This is a genomic window from Flavobacterium sp. (genome assembly GCF_046296355.1).
Classification (GTDB): domain Bacteria; phylum Bacteroidota; class Bacteroidia; order Flavobacteriales; family Flavobacteriaceae; genus Flavobacterium.
Genome location: NZ_JBKBLM010000004.1, coordinates 28,409 through 50,548, shown reverse-complemented (window position 1 = coordinate 50,548; position 22,140 = coordinate 28,409). Strand labels below are relative to the sequence as shown.

Below are 22,140 nucleotides of genomic sequence, written 5' to 3'. Positions count from 1 at the left end.
TAACACCAAAATAGTATGATAAGCAACTCAGAATTTGGAAGCATCTCATTTGATTTACCAAAGAATCAATCAAATGTGATTAAAGTAATCGGTGTTGGTGGCGGCGGAAGTAACGCTATCAATCACATGTTCAAACAGGGAATCAAAGGTGTAGATTTCATCGTTTGTAATACCGACTCACAGGCACTTCAAAACAGTCCGGTACCCAATAAAATTCAGTTGGGTGTGAACTTAACCGAAGGTCTTGGCGCAGGCGCTAACCCGGATGTTGGACAACAATCCGCTTTGGAAAGTGTGGGCGACATCGAAAAAATGTTGGACAGCAATACCAAAATGGTGTTCATCACTGCCGGTATGGGCGGTGGAACAGGAACTGGTGCGGCTCCCGTAATTGCGCAATTGGCCAAAGAAAGAGACATTCTTACCGTTGGTATCGTCACGATTCCTTTCCAGTTTGAAGGAAAAGTTCGTTCGGAACAAGCCTTGTTGGGTGTTGAAAAATTAAGAAAACAAGTAGATTCTTTGATTGTTATCAATAACAATAAGTTGAGAGAAGTGTACGGAAACTTAGGTTTCAAAGCCGGTTTCTCAAAAGCTGATGAAGTGTTGGCGACTGCTTCTCGTGGTATCGCGGAAGTAATTACACACCACTACACGCAAAACATTGACTTAAAAGACGCGAAAACAGTATTGGAAAATAGCGGAAGAGCCATCATGGGTTCTGCTACGGCTAATGGCGAAAATAGAGCAAAAGATGCTATCATTTCTGCCTTAGATTCTCCATTGTTAAATGATAATAAAATCTCTGGTGCCAAAAACGTATTGTTGCTTATCGTTTCTGGTAATAACGAAATCACCATTGACGAAATTGGAGAAATCAACGACCATATCCAATCGGAAGCCGGTCACAATGCCAACATCATCATGGGAGTTGGTGAAGACGAAACGTTAGGAGATTCTATCGCAGTAACTATAATTGCTACAGGTTTTAATCAAGAACAACAAAACGGACTTTTAAACATTGAAGCCAAGAAAATAGTTCACGCTTTAGAAGACGATCAAAAATTGGTGCGCGACTTAACCCAAAAACCGGTAGAAGTTTTCCAAACTATTGTTGATACACCTAAAGCAGAAGTTAAAGAAGAAAAAATCGTATTCGAATTAATCGAAGAAGAAATTGAAACCATAGTAGCAGCTCCAACGGCTATCAATGACAACGAATTAATCGCGATGAACCAATTCATCCGCAATTTAGACGTGACTTTCGAAATCGTATCGCCTATCATGGACATCGATTACAAAGTAACCACACCTGAAGTTCGTGAAATGAAAGTGGTTGAACCACAAGACATCATCGAAGAAGAGCAAATCACTTTTACTTTTGATATGCCGGCTGCAACGCCTGTATTTGAAAAAGTGGAAACGATAGAAGTGGTTCAAGAAGTGGAAGAAAGCAGAATCGTTTTCGATTTGTCTGAGGCCAATGAAATAGTGGTAAACGAGCCTGTACAATTCGTTCCGGTAACGGAATTGAACGAAGGTGGCGTAATCAAATATTCTTTGGAAGAGTACATGGAGTTAGAAAACGACTTATTGAATTCTAAACCGGTCGCAAAAATCGTAGAAGAGCCAATCGCTGAAGAGTTAAACATCACCATGAAACAAGTTGTGGAAACCGAGAAACCTCAAACCACTTCAGTTAATTACTTCGACGACGCTTCTCCGGTAGAAATGACTATCGAAGAAACGTTGAAACACAGAGCCGACGAGCGCAGAAGAAAATTAAAAGAGTTCAATTACAAATTCCACAACAATCCGTCAAGAATTGAGGAAATGGAAAAAGAACCGGCTTACAAAAGATTAGGAGTTGAACTGTCAAACAACGCCGACAATAGCTCAAACTCAAGAATGTCATTGGGAACTGATAGTAACGATGATTTACAAATCAGAACCAATAATTCCTTCTTGCATGATAATGTAGACTAATCTACAGTTTTTGCCCTTAATGCATAACCCGAAAATTTCACTGAGATTTTCGGGTTATTTTTTTTAACTTCGCAGTGCTTTTTAGGCTAGTCCCAAATTTAGTTTGGGAAGCGAAAGGTTCGGGCAGTTTCAGTAATCCATTTTCCCGCTGTCCGCAGTATCTCTTCGAGGATACTTGCTCCCATCGGGGCTTAAAAGCCAATCATATTTAATATCTAATATTTAAAATCTAATATCAAGATGAGTTTAGAAACACAAATCATGGACGAAATGAAAAACGCCATGAGAGCCAAAGACACCGTTGCTTTAGAAGCTTTAAGAGCCATAAAATCAGGCATCATTTTAGCCAAAACCGAAGCCGGTGCCAGCGATACTTTATCTTCTGAAGATGAAATTAAATTGTTGCAACGTTTGGTTAAGCAAAGAAAAGACAGCGCCAACATTTATACCGAGCAAAACCGTGCCGACTTAGCCGCACCCGAATTGGCTCAAGTAGCCGTAATCGAAAAGTTTTTGCCGGCACAATTATCTGAAGCAGAAGTAGAAACTACGGTTGCAAAAATTATCACTGAAGGCGGTTTCTCAGGTATGGCATCCATGGGACAAGTTATGGGGAAAGCTTCAGCTGCCTTAGCCGGTAAAACCGATGGTAAAACCATTTCGACTATTGTTAAAAAATTATTGACATAATTAAAAGTACAAAGTGCGAAGTTGGAAGTACGAAGTACGAAGTAGATTTATCTTCAAACTCTGTACTTCGTACTTCAAACTTTAAAATGGCTCTGTAGCTCAATTGGATAGAGCACTGGATTTCGGCTCCAGCGGTTGAAGGTTCGACTCCTTTCAGGGTCACACAAAGCTCAAGAATTACTTGGGCTTTTTTTATATCTTTAGCCAATGGAAGTTATTTTTATCATAGTGGTTGGCCTACTTCTTTTGGGCGCTTTTTTCTTCTTCTTTTTTATGTTCATCATGAGTGTGCTCGATGATATCTCAATCGCTCTTCTCCACAGACCACTTTATATTCATCTGTATTTGAATCCAAAAAAAATAAGCCTTGAAGAAGAATCTTTTCTCAGACAAAAATTCCCTTTTTACCAAAAACTTTCAGAGAAACACAAAGTATATTTTCACCATAGGTTGGCGAGTTTTAAAGAAACCTATCAATTTATCCCAAGAGAGGATTTTCAAATCGACAGAGAAGTACAAACCCTGATTGCCGGTACTTATGTGATGTTAACCTTCGGTATGCGACGTTATCTGATAAATTCTTTTGACAAAATCATTATTTACCCCGAAGAATATTATTCCAGCCATACCGAGCAATACCACAAAGGCGAATTCAATCCGAGAATGAAAGCTGTGGTCTTTTCGTGGAAAGATTTTATAGCCGGATATGAAATCGGTAATGACAACTTAAACTTAGGCATTCACGAGTTTTCTCATGTCATCCATCACCATAGTTTGCGCAGCGATGACGGCAGTTCGTTGGCTTTTCGGAAGCAACATGACCGACTTCACAAAGAAGTTAATCATGCGCCCAACAGACAAAAGCTAATCGATTCCGAGTATTTTCGGATTTATGCTTATACCAATCATTTCGAATTCATTTCAGTCATCATTGAGCATTATTTTGAAACGCCTAATGAATTTAAAACACAATTCCCGGAACTGTTTGAGAATGTCAGCAAAATGCTGAATCACAAACACTAATTCCTACCAGAACATTGTATACAAAGCCGCTAAAATAGATACGATTACCAGCATTCCAACGGTAAAACTTGGCGACATTTTAAACATCGTTTTATCAACTTCTAAACCGTTTGGTTTAACGCCTTTGCGAGTTTCATACATACTGATAAAGTACATTCCAATCACACAAATCGCAAATACAAATCCCATACGGTCAATAAACGGAATTTCGTAAACGCCATCGGCATTTGGCACCGCAAATCCCATCGGATTCAAGAATGACAAATCGACAAAAGCCGGCATAAACTTGAATAGAATAGAGAATAAGAAACCGCCAATGGTAGCAAAAAGTGCCGCATTAGAAGTCGTTTTTTTCCAGAAGAAACCAAGAATAAACATCGCAAAAACACCCGGACTCACAAAACCGGTATATTCCTGAATGTATTGGAAACCTCCTTTTTTGTCAATCCCTAAAAACGGTGCAACCACTACTGCAATTATCATTGCCGTTATGATGGTCAGTTTTCCAATGTTGACTAATTTTTTCTCATCGGCATCGACATTCAATTTGGTTTTATAAACGTCTAAAGTAAAAATCGTCGCAATGCTATTGGCTTTTCCGGCTAACGAAGCCACAATCGCAGCGGTTAAAGCCGCAAACGACAATCCTTTTAAACCAACCGGTAATAAGTTCAATAAAATAGGATACGCTCTATCAGGATTTACACTGCCATCTTGTAACATTTCGGTTTGGAAATGCCCGTTTTGGTATAAAACATAAGCGGCGATTCCCGGTAAAACCACGATGACAGGCATTAATAGTTTTAAGAAAGCTGCGAATAAGATGCCGCCACGAGCCGTTTTTAAATCGGCGCCCAAAGCTCTTTGCGTGATGTATTGGTTACAACCCCAATAATTCAAATTGATAATCAACATTCCGCCAATCAACACCGACAATCCCGGTAAATCCATGTAATTTGCATTCGATTTGTCGAAAATCATGTGGAAATGGTCATCCGCTTTCTCTCGCATTAAATTAAATCCGTTGATTACGCCTTCGGAACCAAATTCGGTAGCCACTAAATTCAAAGCCAAATAAGTCGTTACCAATCCACCCAAAATCAAAAAGAACACCTGAATCACATCGGTATAACCAATTACTTTCATGCCGCCCAACGTAATCATCACGGCAAAGAAAGCTAAGAATATCATACAAAAAGTAATGTTCAACCCTGAAATACTGCTAATCGCCAAAGCACCTAAATACAGAATAGAAGTCAAGTTTACCAAGACATAAAGCAACAACCAAAATACCGCCATAATCATCGCCACATTGCTGTTGTATCGCTTATTGAGATATTGAGGCATCGTGAAGATTTTATTCTTCAAATACACCGGCATAAAGAAAATCGCAACAATTACTAACGTAGCCGCTGCCATCCATTCGTAAGTCGCAATTGCCAATCCCATTTTGAAACCGCTTCCGCTCATCCCAATAAATTGTTCCGCACTAATGTTACTCGCAATCAATGATGCGCCAATCGCCCACCAAGTCAGCGAACCTTCAGCCAGGAAATAATCGTTACTGCTGGTTTGTGCTTTCTTTTTTCGGTTGTAAATCCAAAATCCGTAGCCGACAATAATGACGAAATACGCGAAGAAAACAATATAATCTTGGGTGGCTAAAGTTTGCATACTAGGTGGTTTTAGTTTTGTAATGTTGGTTTGGTAAGTCTCTTAAAATTTTGGCACTTTGTTCAGGTGAAATATCGCGTTGTGCTTCGCCCAGCATTTCGTAGCCAACCATGAATTTTTTCACAGTAGCGTTTCTCAATAACGGTGGATAAAAATGCATGTGGAAATGCCATTCAGGATGCGAAACCCTGTCAGTCGGTGCTTGGTGAATTCCGGAAGAATAGGGGAAAGACGTTTCGAAAAGATTGTCGTATTTCATCGTTATGCCTTTGATGATTTCCGCAAAAGCTTTGGTTTCTTCATTGCTCATTGCGATGATATTGCCAAAATGTCTTTTGCTGATAATAATCGTTTCATAAGGCCAAGTCGCCCAAAACGGAACTAAAACCACAAAGTGCTCGTTTTCTAAAACGATGCGTTCTTCCTTTTTTAATTCTTGGTCCAAATAATCTTTCAGCAAGCTGGTTTTGTTTTTTTCGTAATACGCGCGAAGGTTTTTTTGCGTTTTATCGACTTGTGTTGGTAACGAAGATTGCGCCCAAATTTGCCCATGCGGATGTGGATTACTGCAACCCATAACGCTGCCTTTGTTTTCGAAAATTTGGACATAATTGATAAAATCATGACTGCCCAATTCGATGTATTGCGCTGCCCAAGTTTGGACTACTTTTTCGATGTCTGAAACTTCCATTTCAGGCAGCGTGAGATTGTGTTTGGGTGAAAAGCAAACCACTTTATTAATACCGCGTTCCGGTTTTAATTGGAACAGTGATTGTGCTTTACTTTCAAAAGTTACTTCTTCTTTCAGCAAAGCCGAAAAGTCATTTTCAAAGACATAGCAATCGGTATAATCGGGATTTTTTACGCCATTGGCACGAACATTTCCGGCGCATAAATAGCAATCTTTGTCGTGTTCCGGACGATTGTCTTCATGAACCGTTTCTTTTTGACCTTGCCACGGACGCTTGGCGCGATGTGGGGAAACCAAAATCCATTCGTCGAGCAAAGGATTGTATCTTCTATGTGGATGTTCGTTATTGTTGAATGATGTCATTGTTGGTTTTGTATAGCGTTGTGCCTTTTGAAATTTTTACTTTGTAAGCTTTTAATTCGATACCAAAGGCGTTTCGGTATTGTAATGAAATGCGTTCGATTAAGTCATTTTCTGTTCCTTTTTCAATCAAATTGATGGAACAACCCCCAAATCCGCCGCCCATCATTCTGGAGCCGAGCACTGATTTTTCATGCTGTACGGCATCCACTAGAAAATCAATTTCGGCACAACTTACTTCGTATTCTTTGGACAAACCTTCATGCGTTTCCGACATCAATTGGCCCAATTTTTTGAAATCAGAAATGGTCAAAGCATCCGCAGCATCTAAGACGCGTTGGATTTCTTTTACCACAAAATGACAACGTCTGAAAATAACATCACCCAAAGTTTCTTTCAATCCTAAAACCATGTTTTCATTACAATCTCTGAAAGTTTTCACCTGTGGAAAATGGTTTTTTATTATCGCTAAACCTTGTTCTACTTCTTGCCTTCTGACATTGTAGCCTGAAGTCAAATGGGTATGTTTTACATTACTGTCTAATAAAAGTAACGAATATTTCTTGAAATCGGCTTTGTAATATTGATATTCCAAAGTATTGCAATCGAGTTTAATAACGCTATTTTTCTTCCCGAAAACCGAGGCAAATTGATCCATTATGCCACAATTAACACCCACAAAAGTATGTTCGGATTTTTGACCAATCAAGGCAATTTCTTCTTTAGTTAAACCCAAATTAAATAGCTTGTTCATGGCATAACCAATGCCACATTCTAATGCGGCTGAAGAAGAAAGTCCGGCGCCCATTGGAATTGTACTGCTGAAAACGATGTTGAAACCATTGATTAGACCTTTGTCTTTCAATTGGTGCAACACGCCTAAAATGTAGTTGACCCACATTTTGTCTATTGGTTTTAATTCTTCGTTTAAATCAAATTTGTAAGTTTCGTTTAAATCTTTGGCCACTAATGTACATTCTGAATTGTCGTTTTTCGAAATGGCAAAACAGATGTATTTGTTAATAGCGGCAGGCATTACAAAACCATCATTGTAGTCAACGTGCTCGCCAATGATATTGATTCTTCCCGGTGAAAGGAAAATAGTTTCGGGTGTTTTTTGAAAGATTTTTTCAAAATGTTCCGTTGTATGTTGGATGAGTTTCTTCTTCATTATTTGGAAAGTATAATTGTTGAAGCTGAAACCAATCCGCTAGCTTTTGCTTCTAATTTTATGGAGCCTGACGTTTTTCCGGCTTGAATTATCACTTGGCATTTTCCGTTGAACGCACTTCTTTGCCAAGCACCATCACGACATTTATCCGGTTCGTGCGAACTTGGATCGCCATTACCGACGCCAATGATTTTGGCATCGCCCGAAAGATAGAATTTCACCATATTATCCGCAGTCGGTACTTCAAGTCCTTTTTCATCTTTGATAGAAATATTGACGACAGAAGCATCTTTTCCGTCGGCGGTTAAAGTGGTTTTGTCAGGTGACAGTACTACATTGTAAGCTGTTCCGGTGGTTTCGACTTTGGAAGTTATTTTTTTGCCTTTTTTGTAACCAATGGCTTCCAGTATTCCCGGTTCGTAATCGACTTGCCATTTCAAATGACTGTTTCTCGGCATTGTTTTTTTGCCTAAAGTTTTTCCGTTTAGAAACAACTCTACTTCGTCTGCATTCGAATTTACCCAAACTTCGATTGGTTTACCTACTTTTTCCGGCCAGTTCCAATGCGGAGAAATGTGTAATACATCTTTATCTGTCCACCAACTTTGATAGTAGTAATAAATGTTTTTCGGGAAACCGCAAACATCCATAATCCCGAAATGCGAACTGATATTCGGCCATTTGTAAGGCGTTGGTTCACCGCGATAATCGAATCCGGTCCACACATAACCACCAAGCCAAAAATCATTTTCGGCAGCGAGTTTCCACCAAGTCTCTGCTTTGCTTGCCCACCATGGATGGGTAATGTCTTGGTCGGGAACATAAGCTCGTATGCTGTCTTTTTCATAGATGCCGCGAGTCGTTACTGTACTTCCCATTTCGGTTCCCAACAAAGGTTGGTTAGGATGATCTCGATGGTAATCAGCTACTGCATATTCCCGATAATTGAAGCCGCGAATCGGAATAACTTCGTTTACGCCTTTGTAAGCATTGGCCATATCAGCGGCATAAGTGCTGGTTCTGCTTGGGTCTAAATCTTGTTGAATCGCCAAAAGGGTTTGGGCAATTTTTTTGCCATAATCGTTACCTTGAATGTTTTGTTCTTCATTGCCTATCGACCACAAGAATACGGACGGATGATTCCTGTCGCGTTTGATTAATCGTTTGAATTGGTCAATATATTCCGGACTACTGTTTAACAAACGTTGTTCATCTAAAACTAACATGCCTAAGCTATCACATGCGTCTAAAAGTTCGGAAGTGGGCGCATTATGGCTTGCTCTGTAGCTGTTTGATCCCATTTCTTTCAACAATTTTACGCGATAATATTGCATGTAATCTGGTAATGCACTGCCAATTCCGGCGTGATCTTGGTGGTTGTTGGTGCCTTGAATCTTGATTTTTTTGCCATTCAAGAAAAACCCTTTATTGGCGTCGAATTTTACGGTTTTGATTCCGAAACGTGTTTTGGTTTGATGCACTATTTGATTTCCGGATTTTACCACAGATATTACTCGGTATAAGTAAGGATCGTCTAATGACCAAAGGTGAGCGTTGTTCAAATTTAATTTTTGCTTAACCGTAACGTCTTTTCGGATACCCAAAGTAATTTTTTGTTCAGCAGTTTTGGCCAAAACCTTTCCGCTTCTATCCGTAATATAACTGTAGACAGAACCATTGGAAGTTTGTAAATTGTTGTTTTGAACTGTAGTTTCAATGTTTACAGTGGCATTTTTCCCTTTTACTTCAGCATGTACAAAAATGCCATCATTCGGAATAAATACTTTATCGGTTATGTTTAGCCAAACGTGGCGGTAAATTCCGGCGCCTTCATAAAACCAACCTTCATATTGTGTGGCATCAACGCGAACGACCATTACATTTTCTCCTTCAAAATTGATGTAATCGGTAACATCATAAGAATTGCCAACATAGCCGCTGAAATTGGTGCCTACATAAAACCCGTTAATCCAAATTTCAGCATTTCTGTAGATGCCATCGAATTGAAGTTCGAAGCGCTTGTTGCTTTTTAATTTGTCTACTGTGAAATGTTTGCGATACCAACCAATACTCGTTTCAGGATACATTCCGCCAACCGGTTTGTAACCGTGACTGTCCATTTCTACTTGTGGAGAATTGACAAAAGGAAGTTCGACAACCCAATCATGAGGAATGTTTACGGATGCCCAAGCAGTATCCACAAATTTTGGGTTGACCACTGTAGTAGCAAATACATTTGATTTATGAAGCAAGGCGGTTTTGCTATAATCAAAATCTTTTTCAGGATTAGCGGCATGCCCGAAATGGAACTTCCAATCTTCGTCGAGACTTATTTTTTCTTGTGCATTCGCTGAAAGGTCAACGATTAAAAAGAGGACAAGAATAAATTGGTATGGTGTTTTTTTCATATCTTAATTTTCTTTAAAAGCGTCCAAAGCAGGAGAAGGTTTTCCGTCGGCTTGCCAAGCGCTCAAAGCATAATGACTCCAACTTCTGGCGCCTTGTGGCTCCCAGTAGTGAACGCCAATTCCTTTGTTGTTTGGAACACTTTTTACGGCTTTAATGGTTGCGGCTAAAAGTTCGTAAGTATTTTGCACTTTGTCATCTTCACCACCAACTTCAACTACCATGACTTCTTTATCGTAGCGTTTGGCCATATCGTTTAGGTTGAATTGTAAATCGGCTATGGTTTCAGAATAATCTTTTTTAATCCAATACGGATAGTAAGATAATCCAATTACGTCGTATCTCACCTTTTGTTCCGTTGCGTTATCGAAAAACTTTCTGAATTTAGCGTTATTGTTTCCTTCATCGACATGAACAATTACTTTGATGTTTTTGTCCACGGCTTTTACCGCATCGTAACCTTTGTTTAAAAGTTGTCCGAGTTGAGGCCAATTTTCTGTGCTTCCATCCGGCCACATCATACCGCCCGGAATTTCGTTCCCTACTTGTACCCATTCCGGAGTAACGCCAGCTACTTTTAGAGCATTGATTACGTCAAAAGTATGATTATAAACATCGTTAAGTAATTCAGGAAAAGAATGTTTTTCCCAAGCTTTGGGTTTGAACTGTTTCGCCGGATCAGCCCAAGAATCAGAGTAGTGAAAGTTAATCATGATTCGGAATCCCATTTTTTGGGCGCGCAATGCCATGGTAACGGTTTCTTCTTTACTACAATGTCCACTGGCTTTGTCATCACTGGGATTAACCCAAACACGAAGCCGAATAGAGTTCATGCCACGGTCTTTTAACAGTTGCAGACAATCTTTTTCACTGCCATCTGAATCGTAGAATTTATAGCCTGTGGCTTCCATTTGGGGTAACCAACCGACATCGGCACCTTTTGAAAAAGCGGCTTTTTTATTTTGTCCAAAGCTTACTTCAGTTATCAGAAGTATCAAAAAGATGATTGATTTTAGTTTCATAATTATTCAGCATTAAAAACCTCCAAAACAGGAAGTGAATTGTTATTAAAATCCCAAAGCGATTGGTTTTCCCATGGCGAACCGTTGGTTGATGTTGGTCCTCTGAAAGCTACCCATTCAGCACCCCAATAGCAAAATCCAATGCCGTGAGTGCTCTGGTTTATGGTGTTTTTTATTGTGGAAAGAAATGCTTTCTGACCGATTTCTGTAGCAGGAAAAGCAGGGAGAATTTGGTTGGACAAACCAATTATATTATTAGTGTAGTCGTTGTATCCAAAAGTGAACGGATAAGCTGTTTCGGCTATAATCACTTTTTTGTCATACAATTGTCCCAAAGTGTTCATTGTGTTTTGCAAAGCCACCAAATCAGTTCCGTGCCAAATCGGATAATAGGAAAGACCGATATAGTCATAATCGATGTTGGCTACTTTGCTGTAATACCAATCTGCGCCTGATGTTCCGGCGTGGTGTAACATGATTTTGGTTGTGGTAGATTGGCCTCTGATGGCTGCAGTCGCACTTGAAACCAGTTCTAAATATTGGGTTTCATTAGTAGACAATCTGCCTTCAGGCCAAAGCATGCCGTCGTTGGTTTCGTTTCCGATTTGAAAAATATCCGGGTTGATTTCGGTCATTACCAAATTTGTGTAATCTGAAACTGCTGTTTTTAAGGCTGTAAAACTCATGGTTTGCCAAGCAGCAGGTTTGGTTTGGTTTACCGGATCAGCCCAAGTGTCTGAATAATGAACGGTTAGCCACACTTTTAATCCGGCAGCTTTCACTCTCTGAGCAAAGGCTTTTACTTCGACCATTCCGGAATGTGCGTTGGATGGATTTTGCCAAAGCCTCATTCGAATAGTATTGCAGCCCGCATTTTTTAAGGTTACAATTGGGTCTTGATTTGCGCCATCGTGTTTGTAAACGGTGCCTTCGCTTTCAATTAAAGGTAAGTAAGACATATCGGCACCACGAATAAATTCGTCTTCTATTATTGGTTCGTTTTCAGAATTACTGTCTGAAGAACATGAAAATAATAAGATTGACAATAAAATAAAAAACAGCTTCTTCATGATCATAAATTTTCAAATTTGAATGTGGTTTGGTGTAAATACTCTTCATTCTTTTTCAGGATTGCACTTGGGAAATGATTGTGATTAGGTGCGTCCGGAAAGTTCTGTGTTTCAAAGCAAATGGCGCTGGTTGTATGGTAATCGGCGTTTTCTTTTCCTTTGATTTGGCCAAAACAATTACCGCCGACATAAATATGAACTCCGGGTTGATTGGTTAAAATCGTCATTTTTATTTTAGTGTTTTCGCTGTAAAGTGTTACCGCTTCTTTGCTTTCTAAAACAAAAGTGTTGTCTATGGATGTTGGACAATTTTTTGGGTTAGAAAAATCGAAAGCATGATTTTTTAAGTTGGTATAATTTCCGGTTGGAATCAATTCTTGAGTGGTTTCTAATAGGTTTTTGGCATTGATAAAGAGCTTTTGCATTTTGATATCTTTCGAATGTCCGTCAAGATTGAAATAACTGTGTTGGGTTAAATTGATTATAGTGTCTTCGGTAGATTTGGCTTGAAAAGTTACTTTGAGTTCATTACTTTCAGTTAAAGTATAAGTCACTTTTACCTTTAGTTCTCCCGGAAAGTTTTCTTCGTTATCTATGCTTGTATATTCTAAGGTAATCGATGGGTTTTTATCAGAATGGATTGAAGTGACTTCCCAAAACTTTCGACTAAAACCTTCTAATCCACCATGAATTTGATGGGAATTGTGGTTTTTGGTTAGTTGTACTTTTTCTCCATTTAATTTGAAAGAAGCGTTGTTGATTCGTCCGGCATATCTTCCTACAACCGTTCCGAGATAAGGTGCACTTGGTAAATCAAAAGAATTGATATAATCTTCTAAAGTGTCAAAACCCAGAACTACATCCGTTTTTTGTCCGTTTGAAGTTGGGATTTTTATTGAGGTAATTGTTGCACCATAATTGATTATGGAGAATTCCATGCCTTTTTTGTTGCTTAAAGTATAGCATAAAACCTCCTTGTTGTCAGGCATTAAACCGTACAATTTCGTATTTAACGCATCGTATATTTGTGAAATATGATTTTTTATCATGACTTTTTTATCAATCTGATAACGAAATTATTGTTTTATTCTTATTGTACATACCACTACCTACCGGTTTTTTTGTAACTTACCACCAGTTAATTGTATTTAGATGAAAATCATCAATATAAATCCAAATTCGGCCCAACCGAAATACAAGCAAATTGTGTTGTCGATTGAAATGGCTATTGCGGAAAAACGATTGAAACGCGATGAGAAATTACCTTCGGTGAATAAAGTGAGTTTGGAGTTTTCTATTTCTCGCGATACGGTTTTGTTAGCCTATGACGAATTAAAGAAACGCGGAATTATCTATGCGGTTCTGGGCAAAGGGTATTATGTGAAAAGCATTGAATTTACTTTGGAACAAAGGATATTTCTGCTCTTTGATGAGTTAAATGCTTTTAAAGAAGATTTGTATACGTCCTTTTTATATCATGTGAATAAGAACTTTCAAATTGATATTTTCTTTCACCATTTCAATTTGGAGATGTTTAAAAAATTGGTCAACGAGAGTAAAGGAAATTATTCGAAATACATTATTATGCCGTCTAATTTGGAAATTCCAACGGAAATTATTAAGTCATTGCCATTGAACCACACTTATATTTTAGACCAAACCACAGAAGCATTTAAGGAATATCCGGCGGTTTATCAGGATTTTGTGGCAGATATGTATAATGCTTTAATGAATGGATTGGATAAAATCAAAAAGTACGAAGAGTTGATTTTGATCTTTCCCGGAGATAAAGAACCGATTGGAATGGTTACCGGATTTCAAAAATTTTGTTCTGAAAATAATTGTCAGCATTCCGTTGTTTCGACTTTTGAAAAAGATGAGATTAAGAAAGGTAGTTTGTTTATTATTCCGAGCGATCGACATTTGGTGAATGTGATTGAACAAGCTAAGATTCAAAACTTGGCATTGGGAATTGATTACGGAATCATTTCTTATAATGATACTTCTCTTAAAAAAGTAGTAGAAAACGGCATTACAACCATTTCTACAGATTTTAAAGAAATGGGTAAAATTTTGGCCGAAATGATTAATACTAATTTGAAGTTGCATGTAAAGAACAACTCCAAATTAATACTAAGAAATTCTATTTAAGAAGATTATAACGTTGTGATTTTCTTCAAATCAACGATAGTCTGCATTGGATTTTCCGCTTTGAAAACAAAGTTTCCGGCGACTAAAACATCGGCTCCGGCTTGCACTAATCTTTTGGCATTTTTATCGGTAACACCACCGTCAATTTCGATGATAGTTGATGCATTTTTGCGGATGATTAGTTCTTTTAGCTTTTCAATTTTTGAGTAAGTGTTTTCGATAAAAGATTGTCCGCCAAAACCGGGATTTACACTCATAAGGCAAACCATATCAATGTCTTTGATAATGTCCTCCAAAAGTGCCACATTCGTATGCGGATTCAACGCTACACCAGCTTTCATGCCTTCGGCTTTGATGGCTTGTAACGTTCTGTGTAAATGAGGACAAGCTTCGTAATGCACCGTTAAAATATTAGCGCTTAATGAGGCAAAAGTTTTGATGTATCGGTCAGGGTCAACAATCATTAAGTGAACATCGATTGTTTTTTTAGCGTGTTTTGAAATCGCTTCCAAAACCGGCATTCCAAAAGAGATATTCGGAACAAAAACACCATCCATAATGTCGATGTGGAACCAATCGGCTTCACTGGCATTGATCATTTCGATATCGCGTTGTAGATTGGCAAAATCGGCTGCGAGCACTGATGGTGCAATAATTGTGTTTTTCATTTGTAGTTTGTAGTTATGTGTGTTGTTTGGCGCAAAGATAACAAAAGATTCTGTTTTAAAGAGATTGCGTTAGGGATAGGAACGGAAATCCTTTTTGATTACCCAAAGGGAAATCAAAAAGATTGTAGTGGATAGCCCGGCCGAAGGCAACGCCCAAATAGAAAAGAAATAAAAAAGTAAAACTCCGGAAACCCGAGCGTAGCGAACAGACTGGAGTTTTATTTGCCGTGCAAAAAATAAAACTCCGGTAATCAGCCGGAGTTTCAATCATCAATCAAAAAACGAACAGTTAATCAGACTGTTGTTGTCGTAATTAGGATTATCCTAAATATGTTTTTAAAATTTTACTTCTGGAAGTATGTTTTAATCTTCTAATGGCTTTTTCTTTAATTTGACGCACACGCTCACGGGTTAAGTCGAAAGTTTCTCCAATTTCTTCTAAAGTCATTGGGTGTTGGTCACCTAAACCAAAATACAAACGAACTACGTCGGCTTCTCTTGGGGTTAAGGTTTCTAAAGAACGCTCAATTTCGGTACGCAATGATTCGTGAATCAGTTCTCTGTCCGGATTTGGTGATTCTCCTGAACGTAAAACGTCGTAAAGGTTAGAATCTTCTCCTTCAACAAGTGGCGCATCCATAGATAAATGACGACCTGAGTTTTTCATAGACTCTTTTACATCATTTACAGTCATGTCTAATTCTTTGGCAATTTCTTCAGCAGAAGGTGCGCGTTCGTTAGATTGCTCTAATAAGGCGTACATTTTGTTGATTTTATTGATAGAGCCAATTTTATTCAAAGGCAAACGTACAATACGAGATTGTTCCGCTAGAGCTTGTAGAATAGATTGACGAATCCACCAAACGGCATATGAAATGAATTTAAAACCACGGGTTTCATCAAAACGTTGAGCAGCTTTAATCAAACCTAAATTTCCTTCGTTAATCAAATCGGGTAATGTTAAACCTTGATTTTGGTACTGTTTTGCTACAGAAACGACAAAACGTAAATTAGCTTTTGTCAATTTTTCCAAAGCTCTTTGATCTCCGGCTTTAATCTTTTGGGCTAATTCAACTTCTTCATCGGCAGTAATTAAATCTACTTTTCCAATTTCTTGTAGGTACTTGTCTAAGGAAGCAGTTTCACGGTTAGTTACCTGCTTGGTGATTTTGAGTTGTCTCATTTAATGTATCTCCTTTACTTTAAAGTGTTCAGTTGGTTGTACGTGCAAAAAACCAAAAAAGTTACAATTTTTTAATAATAAATTTAAAAACCCCGATTCTGGATTTGAATTGGGGTTTTATTGCGTAATATTTTTAAAGAATTAAAGTTTTCTTCTTCCTGACCATCCGCCAGATTCAGCGAAATCATTTTCCCAATCACCACTGATGTTATTTCCGTTTCTAGAGCCTATAAATCCACCACCTTCAAATGATCCTGCCAAATTATTATTTGTCACTGAACCATATAAGAATATTGATTCTGTTGAATCGTTAGATTTTGCTAAACCTCTAATAGAACCATTGTAAACAATCAGATTAAAAACGCCTGAGTCATCCCCATTGAAAGTGCCTTGAAAACATTCTACCAAAGTGTTTGAGAATTCTTTGACAATAAAAATGTTTGCGTTTGGATGCCCACTAATTGATAAATTATAAACTTCTGGAGAATATCCTGTATAATCTACATAAAAGTCAAAAGATGAACTGCCGTTAGTGAAAGTTATATTTATTGTAGAGTCTTCATATATTGTTTCTGTAGTTGTATAAGTTGTACTGTTACCATTAATGATAAGTTCAGCAAATACTTCTCCATCATTATTAATGTTGATTAAAATAGTTCCTGAAGAGCCAACGAATACGCCTTTATAAATCCCAAAGCCACTGTTGTCAAATTCTGCCTTGGCTTGTGGCGTGTCTGATAAAGCTGGACCGGAGGAATCATCGCTTGAGCAGGAAAGTGCTATAACTACCGTGAGAAGGATAAAAAATAATTTTTTCATGACATAAGATGTTATTGGTTAGTGTATTAAAGATATTTAACATATTTGCCAAGTAAAAGAATAATCGATAAACTGTTAATTTTTCTGTTTATCTAAAATAAAAACCCCAACTCATTGCTGAATCGGGGTTTTTTATGAATTAATATATTTAGAATATTAACCTTGTGGAGCGTCTTTTTTCTCTTCTCTTGGAGGTCTTGGTAAAAGTGCTTTTTTCGACACTTTTTCTTTTCTGGTTTTAGGGTCAACACCTAAGTATTTTACCATAAACACATCGCCCATTTTTACAACGTCGGCAACGTTTTCTGTTCTTTCCCAAGCCAATTCCGAAACGTGTAATAAAACTTCATTTCCTGGAGCAGCGGTATATTCTACAACAGCGCCAAAGTCTAACATTTTAATTACTTTCACTTCGTAAGATTCGCCAACTGTCGGTTTGAAAATTATAGAATCAATTTTCGCTAATACAGCTGCAATTCCGTCCGGATCAGTTCCTAAGATTTCAACCACACCTTGTTCATCTACTTCGTTTATAACGATAGTAGTTCCCGTAGCTTTTTGTAATTCTTGAATCACTTTTCCGCCAGGTCCGATTAAAGCACCAATGAAGTTACCAGGAATGGTTCTCATAATGATTTTTGGAGCGTGAACTTTAACGTCAGTTCTTGGTTGGGCTAATGTTTCAGTCAATTTTCCTAAGATATGCAAACGACCATCACGAGCTTGAGCCAAAGCTTGCTCCATAATTTCGTATTTCAATCCGTCAATTTTGATGTCCATTTGACAAGCCGTAATTCCTTCTGAAGTTCCGGTTACTTTGAAATCCATATCGCCTAAGTGATCTTCATCACCTAAGATATCAGACAAAACTGCAAAACGATCACCGTCAGTAATCAATCCCATAGCAATTCCTGAAACAGGACGAATCATTTGAACACCAGCGTCCATTAATGATAAAGTTCCGGCACAAACAGTTGCCATAGAAGACGAACCATTCGATTCTAATACTTCAGAAACCACACGGATTGTATAAGGACAATCAGCAGGGATCATATTTTTTAACGCTCTTTGAGCCAAGTTTCCGTGACCAACTTCTCTTCTTGAAGTTCCTCTTAACGGACGAGCTTCTCCTGTTGAAAATGGTGGGAAGTTATAGTGTAAATAGAATTTTTCTTCTCCTTGTTCAGATGGGGAATCAATTTGGTTGGCTTCTCTAGATGTTCCTAAAGTAGCTGTAGCCAAAGCTTGAGTTTCTCCACGAGTAAATAAAGCCGAACCGTGTACCGATGGTAAATAATCTACTTCACACCAGATTGGGCGAATTTCAGTAGTTTTTCTTCCGTCTAAACGAGTTCCTAAATCTAAAGTTACGTTACGAACTGCTTCTTTGTTGGTTTTGTAGAAATATTTAGAAACTAAATCTCCGTTTTCTGCCAATTCTTCTTCAGTAAATAATGCTTTTACTTCTTCTTTTACCGCATCAAAAGCAGCTGAACGTTCGTGTTTAGCTGAACCTTTGCTAGCAATAGCGTAAATTTTATCATAAGCCGCTGCTTTTACTTTAGCGTAAATAGCTTCGTCTTCTTTTTCTTGTTCATAGGTACGAACTTCTTTTTTTCCAAACGCTTGAGCCAATCTTTCTTGGGCTGCAATTTGTACTTTAATATGTTCGTGAGCAAATTTGATGGCTTCTACCATTTCTGCTTCTGAAATCTCTTTCATTTCTCCTTCTACCATCGCGATAGAATCAGTAGAAGCACCAATCATCATGTCGATATCAGACAATTCTAATTGGGCACGAGATGGATTGATGATAAATTTACCGTCAATTCTTCCCACTCTGGCTTCAGAAATTAGAGTTTCAAATGGAATGTCAGACAAAGCTAGCGCTGCTGAAGCGGCTAATCCTGCTAAGGCATCCGGCATTACTTCATCATCATGAGACATTAACTGAATCATAACCTGAACTTCTGCATGGTAATCTGATGGGAAAAGCGGACGTAAAACACGGTCAACTAATCTCATGGTTAATACTTCGTTGTCACTTGGACGAGCTTCTCTTTTGAAGAAACCACCAGGGAAACGACCTGCTGCGGCAAATTTTTCGCGATAATCTACCGTTAACGGTAAAAAGTCGATACCCGGACTTGCTTTTCTTGCGGATACTACTGTTCCTAAAATAACAGTTTTTCCAATTCTTACTACTACAGATCCGTCAGCTTGTTTTGCCAATCGTCCTGTCTCGATTGTGATGCTTCTGCCATCACCTAAATCGATAGTTTCTACAAATAATTGTGGAATCATAAATTATTCTTTTTTAATTTTACATTGGTCTCCGCCTGTCGACAGAATTAGTTGTGTTGTAGTAGTTGTTGTGTGTAACCCAATGAAAAACCGAAACTTTTCTTCTTTATTTATAAAACAAAAAGAGGCGCGCAAGCACCTCTTTAGATATGTATTATTTTCTAATACCTAATTCTTTGATAATCTCACGATATCTGTTAATCTCTTTTTTCTTCAAGTAGTCAAGAAGACTTCTTCTTTTACCTACTAAAAGTACTAACGAGCGCTCAGTGTTGTAATCGTGACGATTTTTTTTCAAGTGCTCTGTTAAGTGAGAGATTCTGAAAGTAAACAAAGCGATTTGCCCTTCAGCAGATCCAGTGTTTTCAGCTTTTCCTCCGTGTTTAGCGAAGATTTCAGCTTTTGTTTCTTTAGTTAAATACATTCCAATATTATTTTAAATGATTATTATGTATGAATTGAGGTTTTCTCAATTCGTGTGCAAAGATAATCTTCTTTTTTGATTAGGCAAGTAAAAAGATAAGTCTAACTTAAAAAAGTTTGGCAACTTCCTCATTTACAAACTCTAGAAATCTTTCATCGGCTTCGGTAAAAGGATCAATCACATGACTGTCGATATCGATTTGGCCTATGTTTACACCGTTAACAAAAAGCGGGACAACGATTTCCGATTTCACTGTAAAGCTACAAGCAATGTAATTGTCCTGAGCCGATACATCGGGAACAACAAAGTTCGCGTTAGATTCCGCGACTTGTCCACAAATGCCTTTTCCGAACGGAATTACCGTATGATCCGTTTCGGCACCAACGTAAGGTCCAAGATGTAATGTTCGGTTTTCATGATTGGCAAAATAAAAACCAACCCAATTGTAGTAATCAACATTGTCCGATAAGAATTGACAAAGTGTTTTTAATTTTGTATCTCTTTCCGCATTCGCATCAGAAAGAATAGTAATTACTTGAGGTTTTAAGTTTTCGAAATTCATTTTCAAATTTTTATGCAAAAGTAACGACTGCGCTTTTTTTATTTTATATAAATTTGTTAAAAATTCCATTTTGAAGAATCTGCTACAGCAATACAAACCGTTTTTAATTTTTCTGGGGAAATTTTTGCTGACGTATTTGGTCTTAACCATCATTTATCAAACTTATTTGAATCGATTTGATACTGCGAAAAATGAAATCGATTCGTTTTCACAATTAGTGGCTAATCAAACTAAATCTGTTCTAACTTTATTTGATACCGAAACTTACATTGAGTCACATCCAACAGAACCAAGCATAAAAATCATTTACAAAGGTCAATATATATCCCGAATTATTGAAGGTTGTAACGCTTTGAGTGTAATTATTCTATTCATTTCTTTTGTGATTGCTTTTACCGGAAAATGGAAGCAAACGCTTCTTTTTATTTTATTCGGAAGTGTTTTAATTCATGTTTTAAATATCACCAGAATCGCTTTACTTTGTATGGCACTATACAGTTTCCCGGAATACGAACACATACTTCACGGCATTGTTTTTCCACTAGTTATTTACGGAATTGTATTTTTACTTTGGGTCGTTTGGGTCAATAAATTTTCATTACATGCTACAGCTGCTACTAAAAAATAAATCGAAAGTGTTTTGGTCTTTGTTTCTGATTGGATTGTTAATCTGCATCAGGCTTTTCGAAGACAATTTGTTTTATGATCCGTTTTTGGCTTATTTCAAAAGCGAATATGCGCATGCGAAGTTGCCGCAGTTCAATGTTTTTAAGCTTTTTTTCAGCTTGGGCATGCGGTTTTATTTCAATTCGGTGATTTCGTTGTTTTTGCTGTATGTGATTTTTAAAGACACCAAAATCGTTAAGTTCTCGATGTTGCTTTATATGATTTTAGGGTCAATGCTAATGATAAGCTTCATTTTTGTGCTGACTTTCTTTGGTGAAGAAAACAAAATGACCCTATTCTACCTCAGAAGATTTCTAATCCAGCCGATTTTTATAATGCTTTTTATTCCGGCGTTTTATTACCAAAAACTAGCCAAAAAGTAAGCGATTTTTCGTAACTTTACTAAGGTTGTTTAAACTGAAATTTAATTTCGTTTACCATGAAAATAGTAAAGCATTCTGGGAATATCGTTGATTTCAATCGGGACAAACTTAAAAATTCTCTGCTCAAATCGGGCGCCAATAAGCATGTAGTAGAAGATATTTTACAAGAAATTGATAAACAAATCTACGAAGGTATTTCTACCAAAAAAATCTACAAGTTGGCTTTCGGATTGTTGAAAAAAGTTTCCAATGCAAACGCCGCGCGCTATAATCTCAAAACAGCCATTCAAATGCTTGGTCCAGCTGGTTTTTTCTTTGAAAAATATATCGCTCGATTATTTATCTCGGAAGGCTATTTGGCACAAACCAACCTTCTTTTGTCCGGAAAATGCGTAGGACATGAAATAGACGTTGCCATTAAGAAAAATGATTGGGTAGAAATGGTCGAATGTAAATTTCATCCCAAAAGTGAAACCAATTCAGATGTAAAAGTGCCGATGTACATACTTTCCCGTTTTAACGATTTAAAAGACAGAAATCATATCATTTTTACTCGAAAAGATAAAATTTCCGGTTGTTGGATTGTAACCAATAATCGATTTACAGGTGATGCACTGACTTTTGCGCATTGCTCCGGATTACAATTGCTGAGTTGGGATTATCCTGAAAAAATGAGTTTGCGAAAAAGAATTGATGAAGGACAATTGTATCCGGTCACTTGCCTGACCACTTTGACTTTGGCGGAAAAAGACAAATTATTAGTCCTTGATATTATCTTGGCAAAGGAAGTTGTCGATAATGTTGAAACTTTGGAAAAAATCGGACTTAGTCCGATTCGAATCAAAAATGTGATTAAAGAAGCTTCCGAGCTTTGTAAATATATTTAA

20 protein-coding genes and 1 tRNA gene are annotated in these 22,140 nt (G+C 37.7%); 8 read left to right on the top strand and 13 right to left on the bottom strand.

All coding sequences use genetic code 11. From position 1 onward, the window contains the following. Positions 1 to 15: 15 nt before the first annotated feature. The 4 genes from ftsZ (at position 16) to ACK4HO_RS03620 (ending at position 3,699) form a co-directional block, all read left to right on the top strand. A complete protein-coding gene (gene ftsZ / locus ACK4HO_RS03635; protein WP_409662699.1) occupies positions 16 to 1,986 on the top strand; it encodes a cell division protein FtsZ in 1,971 nt (656 codons plus the stop codon). Between the two features lie 240 nt (positions 1,987 to 2,226). Then, positions 2,227 to 2,676 carry a GatB/YqeY domain-containing protein gene (locus ACK4HO_RS03630; RefSeq protein WP_409662696.1) on the top strand — a complete coding sequence of 150 codons (450 nt, stop codon included), beginning with the start codon at positions 2,227 to 2,229 and terminating at the stop codon, positions 2,674 to 2,676. Between the two features lie 88 nt (positions 2,677 to 2,764). Then, positions 2,765 to 2,838: transfer RNA gene (locus ACK4HO_RS03625), tRNA-Arg, on the top strand. Positions 2,839 to 2,883: 45 nt separating this feature from the next. Further along, the gene (locus tag ACK4HO_RS03620) at positions 2,884 to 3,699 is read left to right on the top strand and encodes a zinc-dependent peptidase (protein ID WP_409662693.1); all 816 of its coding nucleotides are present in this window, start codon (positions 2,884 to 2,886) and stop codon (positions 3,697 to 3,699) included. Positions 3,700 to 3,702: 3 nt separating this feature from the next. Here ACK4HO_RS03620 and ACK4HO_RS03615 read toward each other — a convergent pair whose 3' ends face one another. From ACK4HO_RS03615 to ACK4HO_RS03585, 7 genes are read right to left on the bottom strand one after another with little or no spacing between them, the layout of a single operon-like run. After that, positions 3,703 to 5,373 carry a sodium/sugar symporter gene (locus ACK4HO_RS03615; protein WP_409662690.1) on the bottom strand — a complete coding sequence of 557 codons (1,671 nt, stop codon included), beginning with the start codon at positions 5,371 to 5,373 and terminating at the stop codon, positions 3,703 to 3,705. Position 5,374: 1 nt separating this feature from the next. Beyond that, on the bottom strand, positions 5,375 to 6,427 hold the full coding sequence (locus ACK4HO_RS03610; RefSeq protein ID WP_409662688.1) for a UDP-glucose--hexose-1-phosphate uridylyltransferase: 1,053 nt from the start codon (positions 6,425 to 6,427) through the stop codon (positions 5,375 to 5,377). Then, the gene (galK, locus tag ACK4HO_RS03605) at positions 6,408 to 7,595 is read right to left on the bottom strand and encodes a galactokinase (RefSeq protein ID WP_409662685.1); all 1,188 of its coding nucleotides are present in this window, start codon (positions 7,593 to 7,595) and stop codon (positions 6,408 to 6,410) included. The genes ACK4HO_RS03610 and galK overlap by 20 nt, the downstream gene beginning before the upstream one ends. Beyond that, the gene (gene galA, locus ACK4HO_RS03600; protein ID WP_409662683.1) at positions 7,595 to 10,003 is read right to left on the bottom strand and encodes a beta-galactosidase GalA; all 2,409 of its coding nucleotides are present in this window, start codon (positions 10,001 to 10,003) and stop codon (positions 7,595 to 7,597) included. Before galA ends, galK begins: the two co-directional genes overlap by 1 nt. Positions 10,004 to 10,006: 3 nt before the next feature. Beyond that, a complete protein-coding gene (locus ACK4HO_RS03595; protein ID WP_409662680.1) occupies positions 10,007 to 11,023 on the bottom strand; it encodes an arabinogalactan endo-beta-1,4-galactanase in 1,017 nt (338 codons plus the stop codon). 2 nt (positions 11,024 to 11,025) lie between these two features. Further along, positions 11,026 to 12,093, bottom strand: coding sequence for an arabinogalactan endo-beta-1,4-galactanase (locus ACK4HO_RS03590; protein WP_409662677.1), 1,068 nt, complete (start codon positions 12,091 to 12,093; stop codon positions 11,026 to 11,028). Between the two features lie 2 nt (positions 12,094 to 12,095). Continuing rightward, complete coding sequence (locus tag ACK4HO_RS03585) at positions 12,096 to 13,142, bottom strand: aldose epimerase family protein (protein ID WP_409662674.1); 1,047 nt, start codon at positions 13,140 to 13,142, stop codon at positions 12,096 to 12,098. Positions 13,143 to 13,245: 103 nt separating this feature from the next. On the opposite strand from ACK4HO_RS03585, the gene ACK4HO_RS03580 reads away from it, so the two are divergent. Next, the gene (locus ACK4HO_RS03580) at positions 13,246 to 14,244 is read left to right on the top strand and encodes a GntR family transcriptional regulator (RefSeq protein WP_409662671.1); all 999 of its coding nucleotides are present in this window, start codon (positions 13,246 to 13,248) and stop codon (positions 14,242 to 14,244) included. A 5-nt stretch (positions 14,245 to 14,249) separates the two neighbouring features. On the opposite strand, the gene rpe is transcribed toward ACK4HO_RS03580, so the two are convergent. The 6 genes from rpe to ACK4HO_RS03550 all read right to left on the bottom strand — a co-directional run bounded on the left by rpe (position 14,250) and on the right by ACK4HO_RS03550 (position 20,204). Further along, positions 14,250 to 14,912: a ribulose-phosphate 3-epimerase gene (gene rpe, locus ACK4HO_RS03575; protein ID WP_409662668.1), complete on the bottom strand. Its 663-nt coding sequence runs from the start codon at positions 14,910 to 14,912 to the stop codon at positions 14,250 to 14,252. A 319-nt stretch (positions 14,913 to 15,231) separates the two neighbouring features. Next, positions 15,232 to 16,095, bottom strand: coding sequence for an RNA polymerase sigma factor RpoD/SigA (locus tag ACK4HO_RS03570; RefSeq protein ID WP_121311792.1), 864 nt, complete (start codon positions 16,093 to 16,095; stop codon positions 15,232 to 15,234). A gap of 141 nt (positions 16,096 to 16,236) precedes the next feature. After that, complete coding sequence (locus tag ACK4HO_RS03565) at positions 16,237 to 16,914, bottom strand: hypothetical protein (RefSeq protein WP_409662665.1); 678 nt, start codon at positions 16,912 to 16,914, stop codon at positions 16,237 to 16,239. Positions 16,915 to 17,070: 156 nt separating this feature from the next. Next, positions 17,071 to 19,218 carry a polyribonucleotide nucleotidyltransferase gene (locus tag ACK4HO_RS03560; RefSeq protein ID WP_409662662.1) on the bottom strand — a complete coding sequence of 716 codons (2,148 nt, stop codon included), beginning with the start codon at positions 19,216 to 19,218 and terminating at the stop codon, positions 17,071 to 17,073. 154 nt (positions 19,219 to 19,372) lie between these two features. Further along, complete coding sequence (gene rpsO, locus ACK4HO_RS03555) at positions 19,373 to 19,642, bottom strand: 30S ribosomal protein S15 (protein ID WP_187659741.1); 270 nt, start codon at positions 19,640 to 19,642, stop codon at positions 19,373 to 19,375. A 106-nt stretch (positions 19,643 to 19,748) separates the two neighbouring features. Further along, positions 19,749 to 20,204 carry a GAF domain-containing protein gene (locus tag ACK4HO_RS03550; RefSeq protein ID WP_409662659.1) on the bottom strand — a complete coding sequence of 152 codons (456 nt, stop codon included), beginning with the start codon at positions 20,202 to 20,204 and terminating at the stop codon, positions 19,749 to 19,751. A 70-nt stretch (positions 20,205 to 20,274) separates the two neighbouring features. Here ACK4HO_RS03550 and xrtF point away from each other — a divergent pair, with 70 nt between their 5' ends. Genes xrtF through ACK4HO_RS03535 form a run of 3 tightly spaced genes read left to right on the top strand, consistent with a single transcriptional unit; the run spans position 20,275 to position 22,140 of the window. Further along, positions 20,275 to 20,832 (top strand): exosortase family protein XrtF, encoded by a 558-nt coding sequence (xrtF, locus tag ACK4HO_RS03545; protein WP_409662657.1) that lies wholly within the window; start codon positions 20,275 to 20,277, stop codon positions 20,830 to 20,832. Then, positions 20,807 to 21,253 carry an exosortase F system-associated membrane protein gene (locus ACK4HO_RS03540; RefSeq protein WP_409662654.1) on the top strand — a complete coding sequence of 149 codons (447 nt, stop codon included), beginning with the start codon at positions 20,807 to 20,809 and terminating at the stop codon, positions 21,251 to 21,253. Before xrtF ends, ACK4HO_RS03540 begins: the two co-directional genes overlap by 26 nt. 56 nt (positions 21,254 to 21,309) lie before the next feature. After that, positions 21,310 to 22,140, top strand: coding sequence for an ATP cone domain-containing protein (locus ACK4HO_RS03535; RefSeq protein WP_409662651.1), 831 nt, complete (start codon positions 21,310 to 21,312; stop codon positions 22,138 to 22,140).

Excerpts from the sequence above, each read along its gene's own strand:
- ACK4HO_RS03580 (WP_409662671.1), top strand. The coding sequence starts at position 13,246 with ATGAAAATCATCAATATAAATCCAAATTCGGCCCAACCGAAATACAAG.
- galA (WP_409662683.1), bottom strand. The coding sequence starts at position 10,003 with ATGAAAAAAACACCATACCAATTTATTCTTGTCCTCTTTTTAATCGTT.
- galK (WP_409662685.1), bottom strand. The coding sequence starts at position 7,595 with ATGAAGAAGAAACTCATCCAACATACAACGGAACATTTTGAAAAAATC.
- ACK4HO_RS03550 (WP_409662659.1), bottom strand. The coding sequence starts at position 20,204 with ATGAATTTCGAAAACTTAAAACCTCAAGTAATTACTATTCTTTCTGAT.
- ACK4HO_RS03630 (WP_409662696.1), top strand. The coding sequence starts at position 2,227 with ATGAGTTTAGAAACACAAATCATGGACGAAATGAAAAACGCCATGAGA.
- ACK4HO_RS03615 (WP_409662690.1), bottom strand. The coding sequence starts at position 5,373 with ATGCAAACTTTAGCCACCCAAGATTATATTGTTTTCTTCGCGTATTTC.
- ACK4HO_RS03610 (WP_409662688.1), bottom strand. The coding sequence starts at position 6,427 with ATGACATCATTCAACAATAACGAACATCCACATAGAAGATACAATCCT.
- ACK4HO_RS03590 (WP_409662677.1), bottom strand. The coding sequence starts at position 12,093 with ATGAAGAAGCTGTTTTTTATTTTATTGTCAATCTTATTATTTTCATGT.
- ACK4HO_RS03585 (WP_409662674.1), bottom strand. The coding sequence starts at position 13,142 with ATGATAAAAAATCATATTTCACAAATATACGATGCGTTAAATACGAAA.
- rpe (WP_409662668.1), bottom strand. The coding sequence starts at position 14,912 with ATGAAAAACACAATTATTGCACCATCAGTGCTCGCAGCCGATTTTGCC.
- ACK4HO_RS03620 (WP_409662693.1), top strand. The coding sequence starts at position 2,884 with ATGGAAGTTATTTTTATCATAGTGGTTGGCCTACTTCTTTTGGGCGCT.
- ACK4HO_RS03570 (WP_121311792.1), bottom strand. The coding sequence starts at position 16,095 with ATGAGACAACTCAAAATCACCAAGCAGGTAACTAACCGTGAAACTGCT.
- ftsZ (WP_409662699.1), top strand. The coding sequence starts at position 16 with ATGATAAGCAACTCAGAATTTGGAAGCATCTCATTTGATTTACCAAAG.
- ACK4HO_RS03535 (WP_409662651.1), top strand. The coding sequence starts at position 21,310 with ATGAAAATAGTAAAGCATTCTGGGAATATCGTTGATTTCAATCGGGAC.
- rpsO (WP_187659741.1), bottom strand. The coding sequence starts at position 19,642 with ATGTATTTAACTAAAGAAACAAAAGCTGAAATCTTCGCTAAACACGGA.
- ACK4HO_RS03540 (WP_409662654.1), top strand. The coding sequence starts at position 20,807 with ATGCTACAGCTGCTACTAAAAAATAAATCGAAAGTGTTTTGGTCTTTG.
- ACK4HO_RS03595 (WP_409662680.1), bottom strand. The coding sequence starts at position 11,023 with ATGAAACTAAAATCAATCATCTTTTTGATACTTCTGATAACTGAAGTA.
- ACK4HO_RS03565 (WP_409662665.1), bottom strand. The coding sequence starts at position 16,914 with ATGAAAAAATTATTTTTTATCCTTCTCACGGTAGTTATAGCACTTTCC.
- ACK4HO_RS03560 (WP_409662662.1), bottom strand. The coding sequence starts at position 19,218 with ATGATTCCACAATTATTTGTAGAAACTATCGATTTAGGTGATGGCAGA.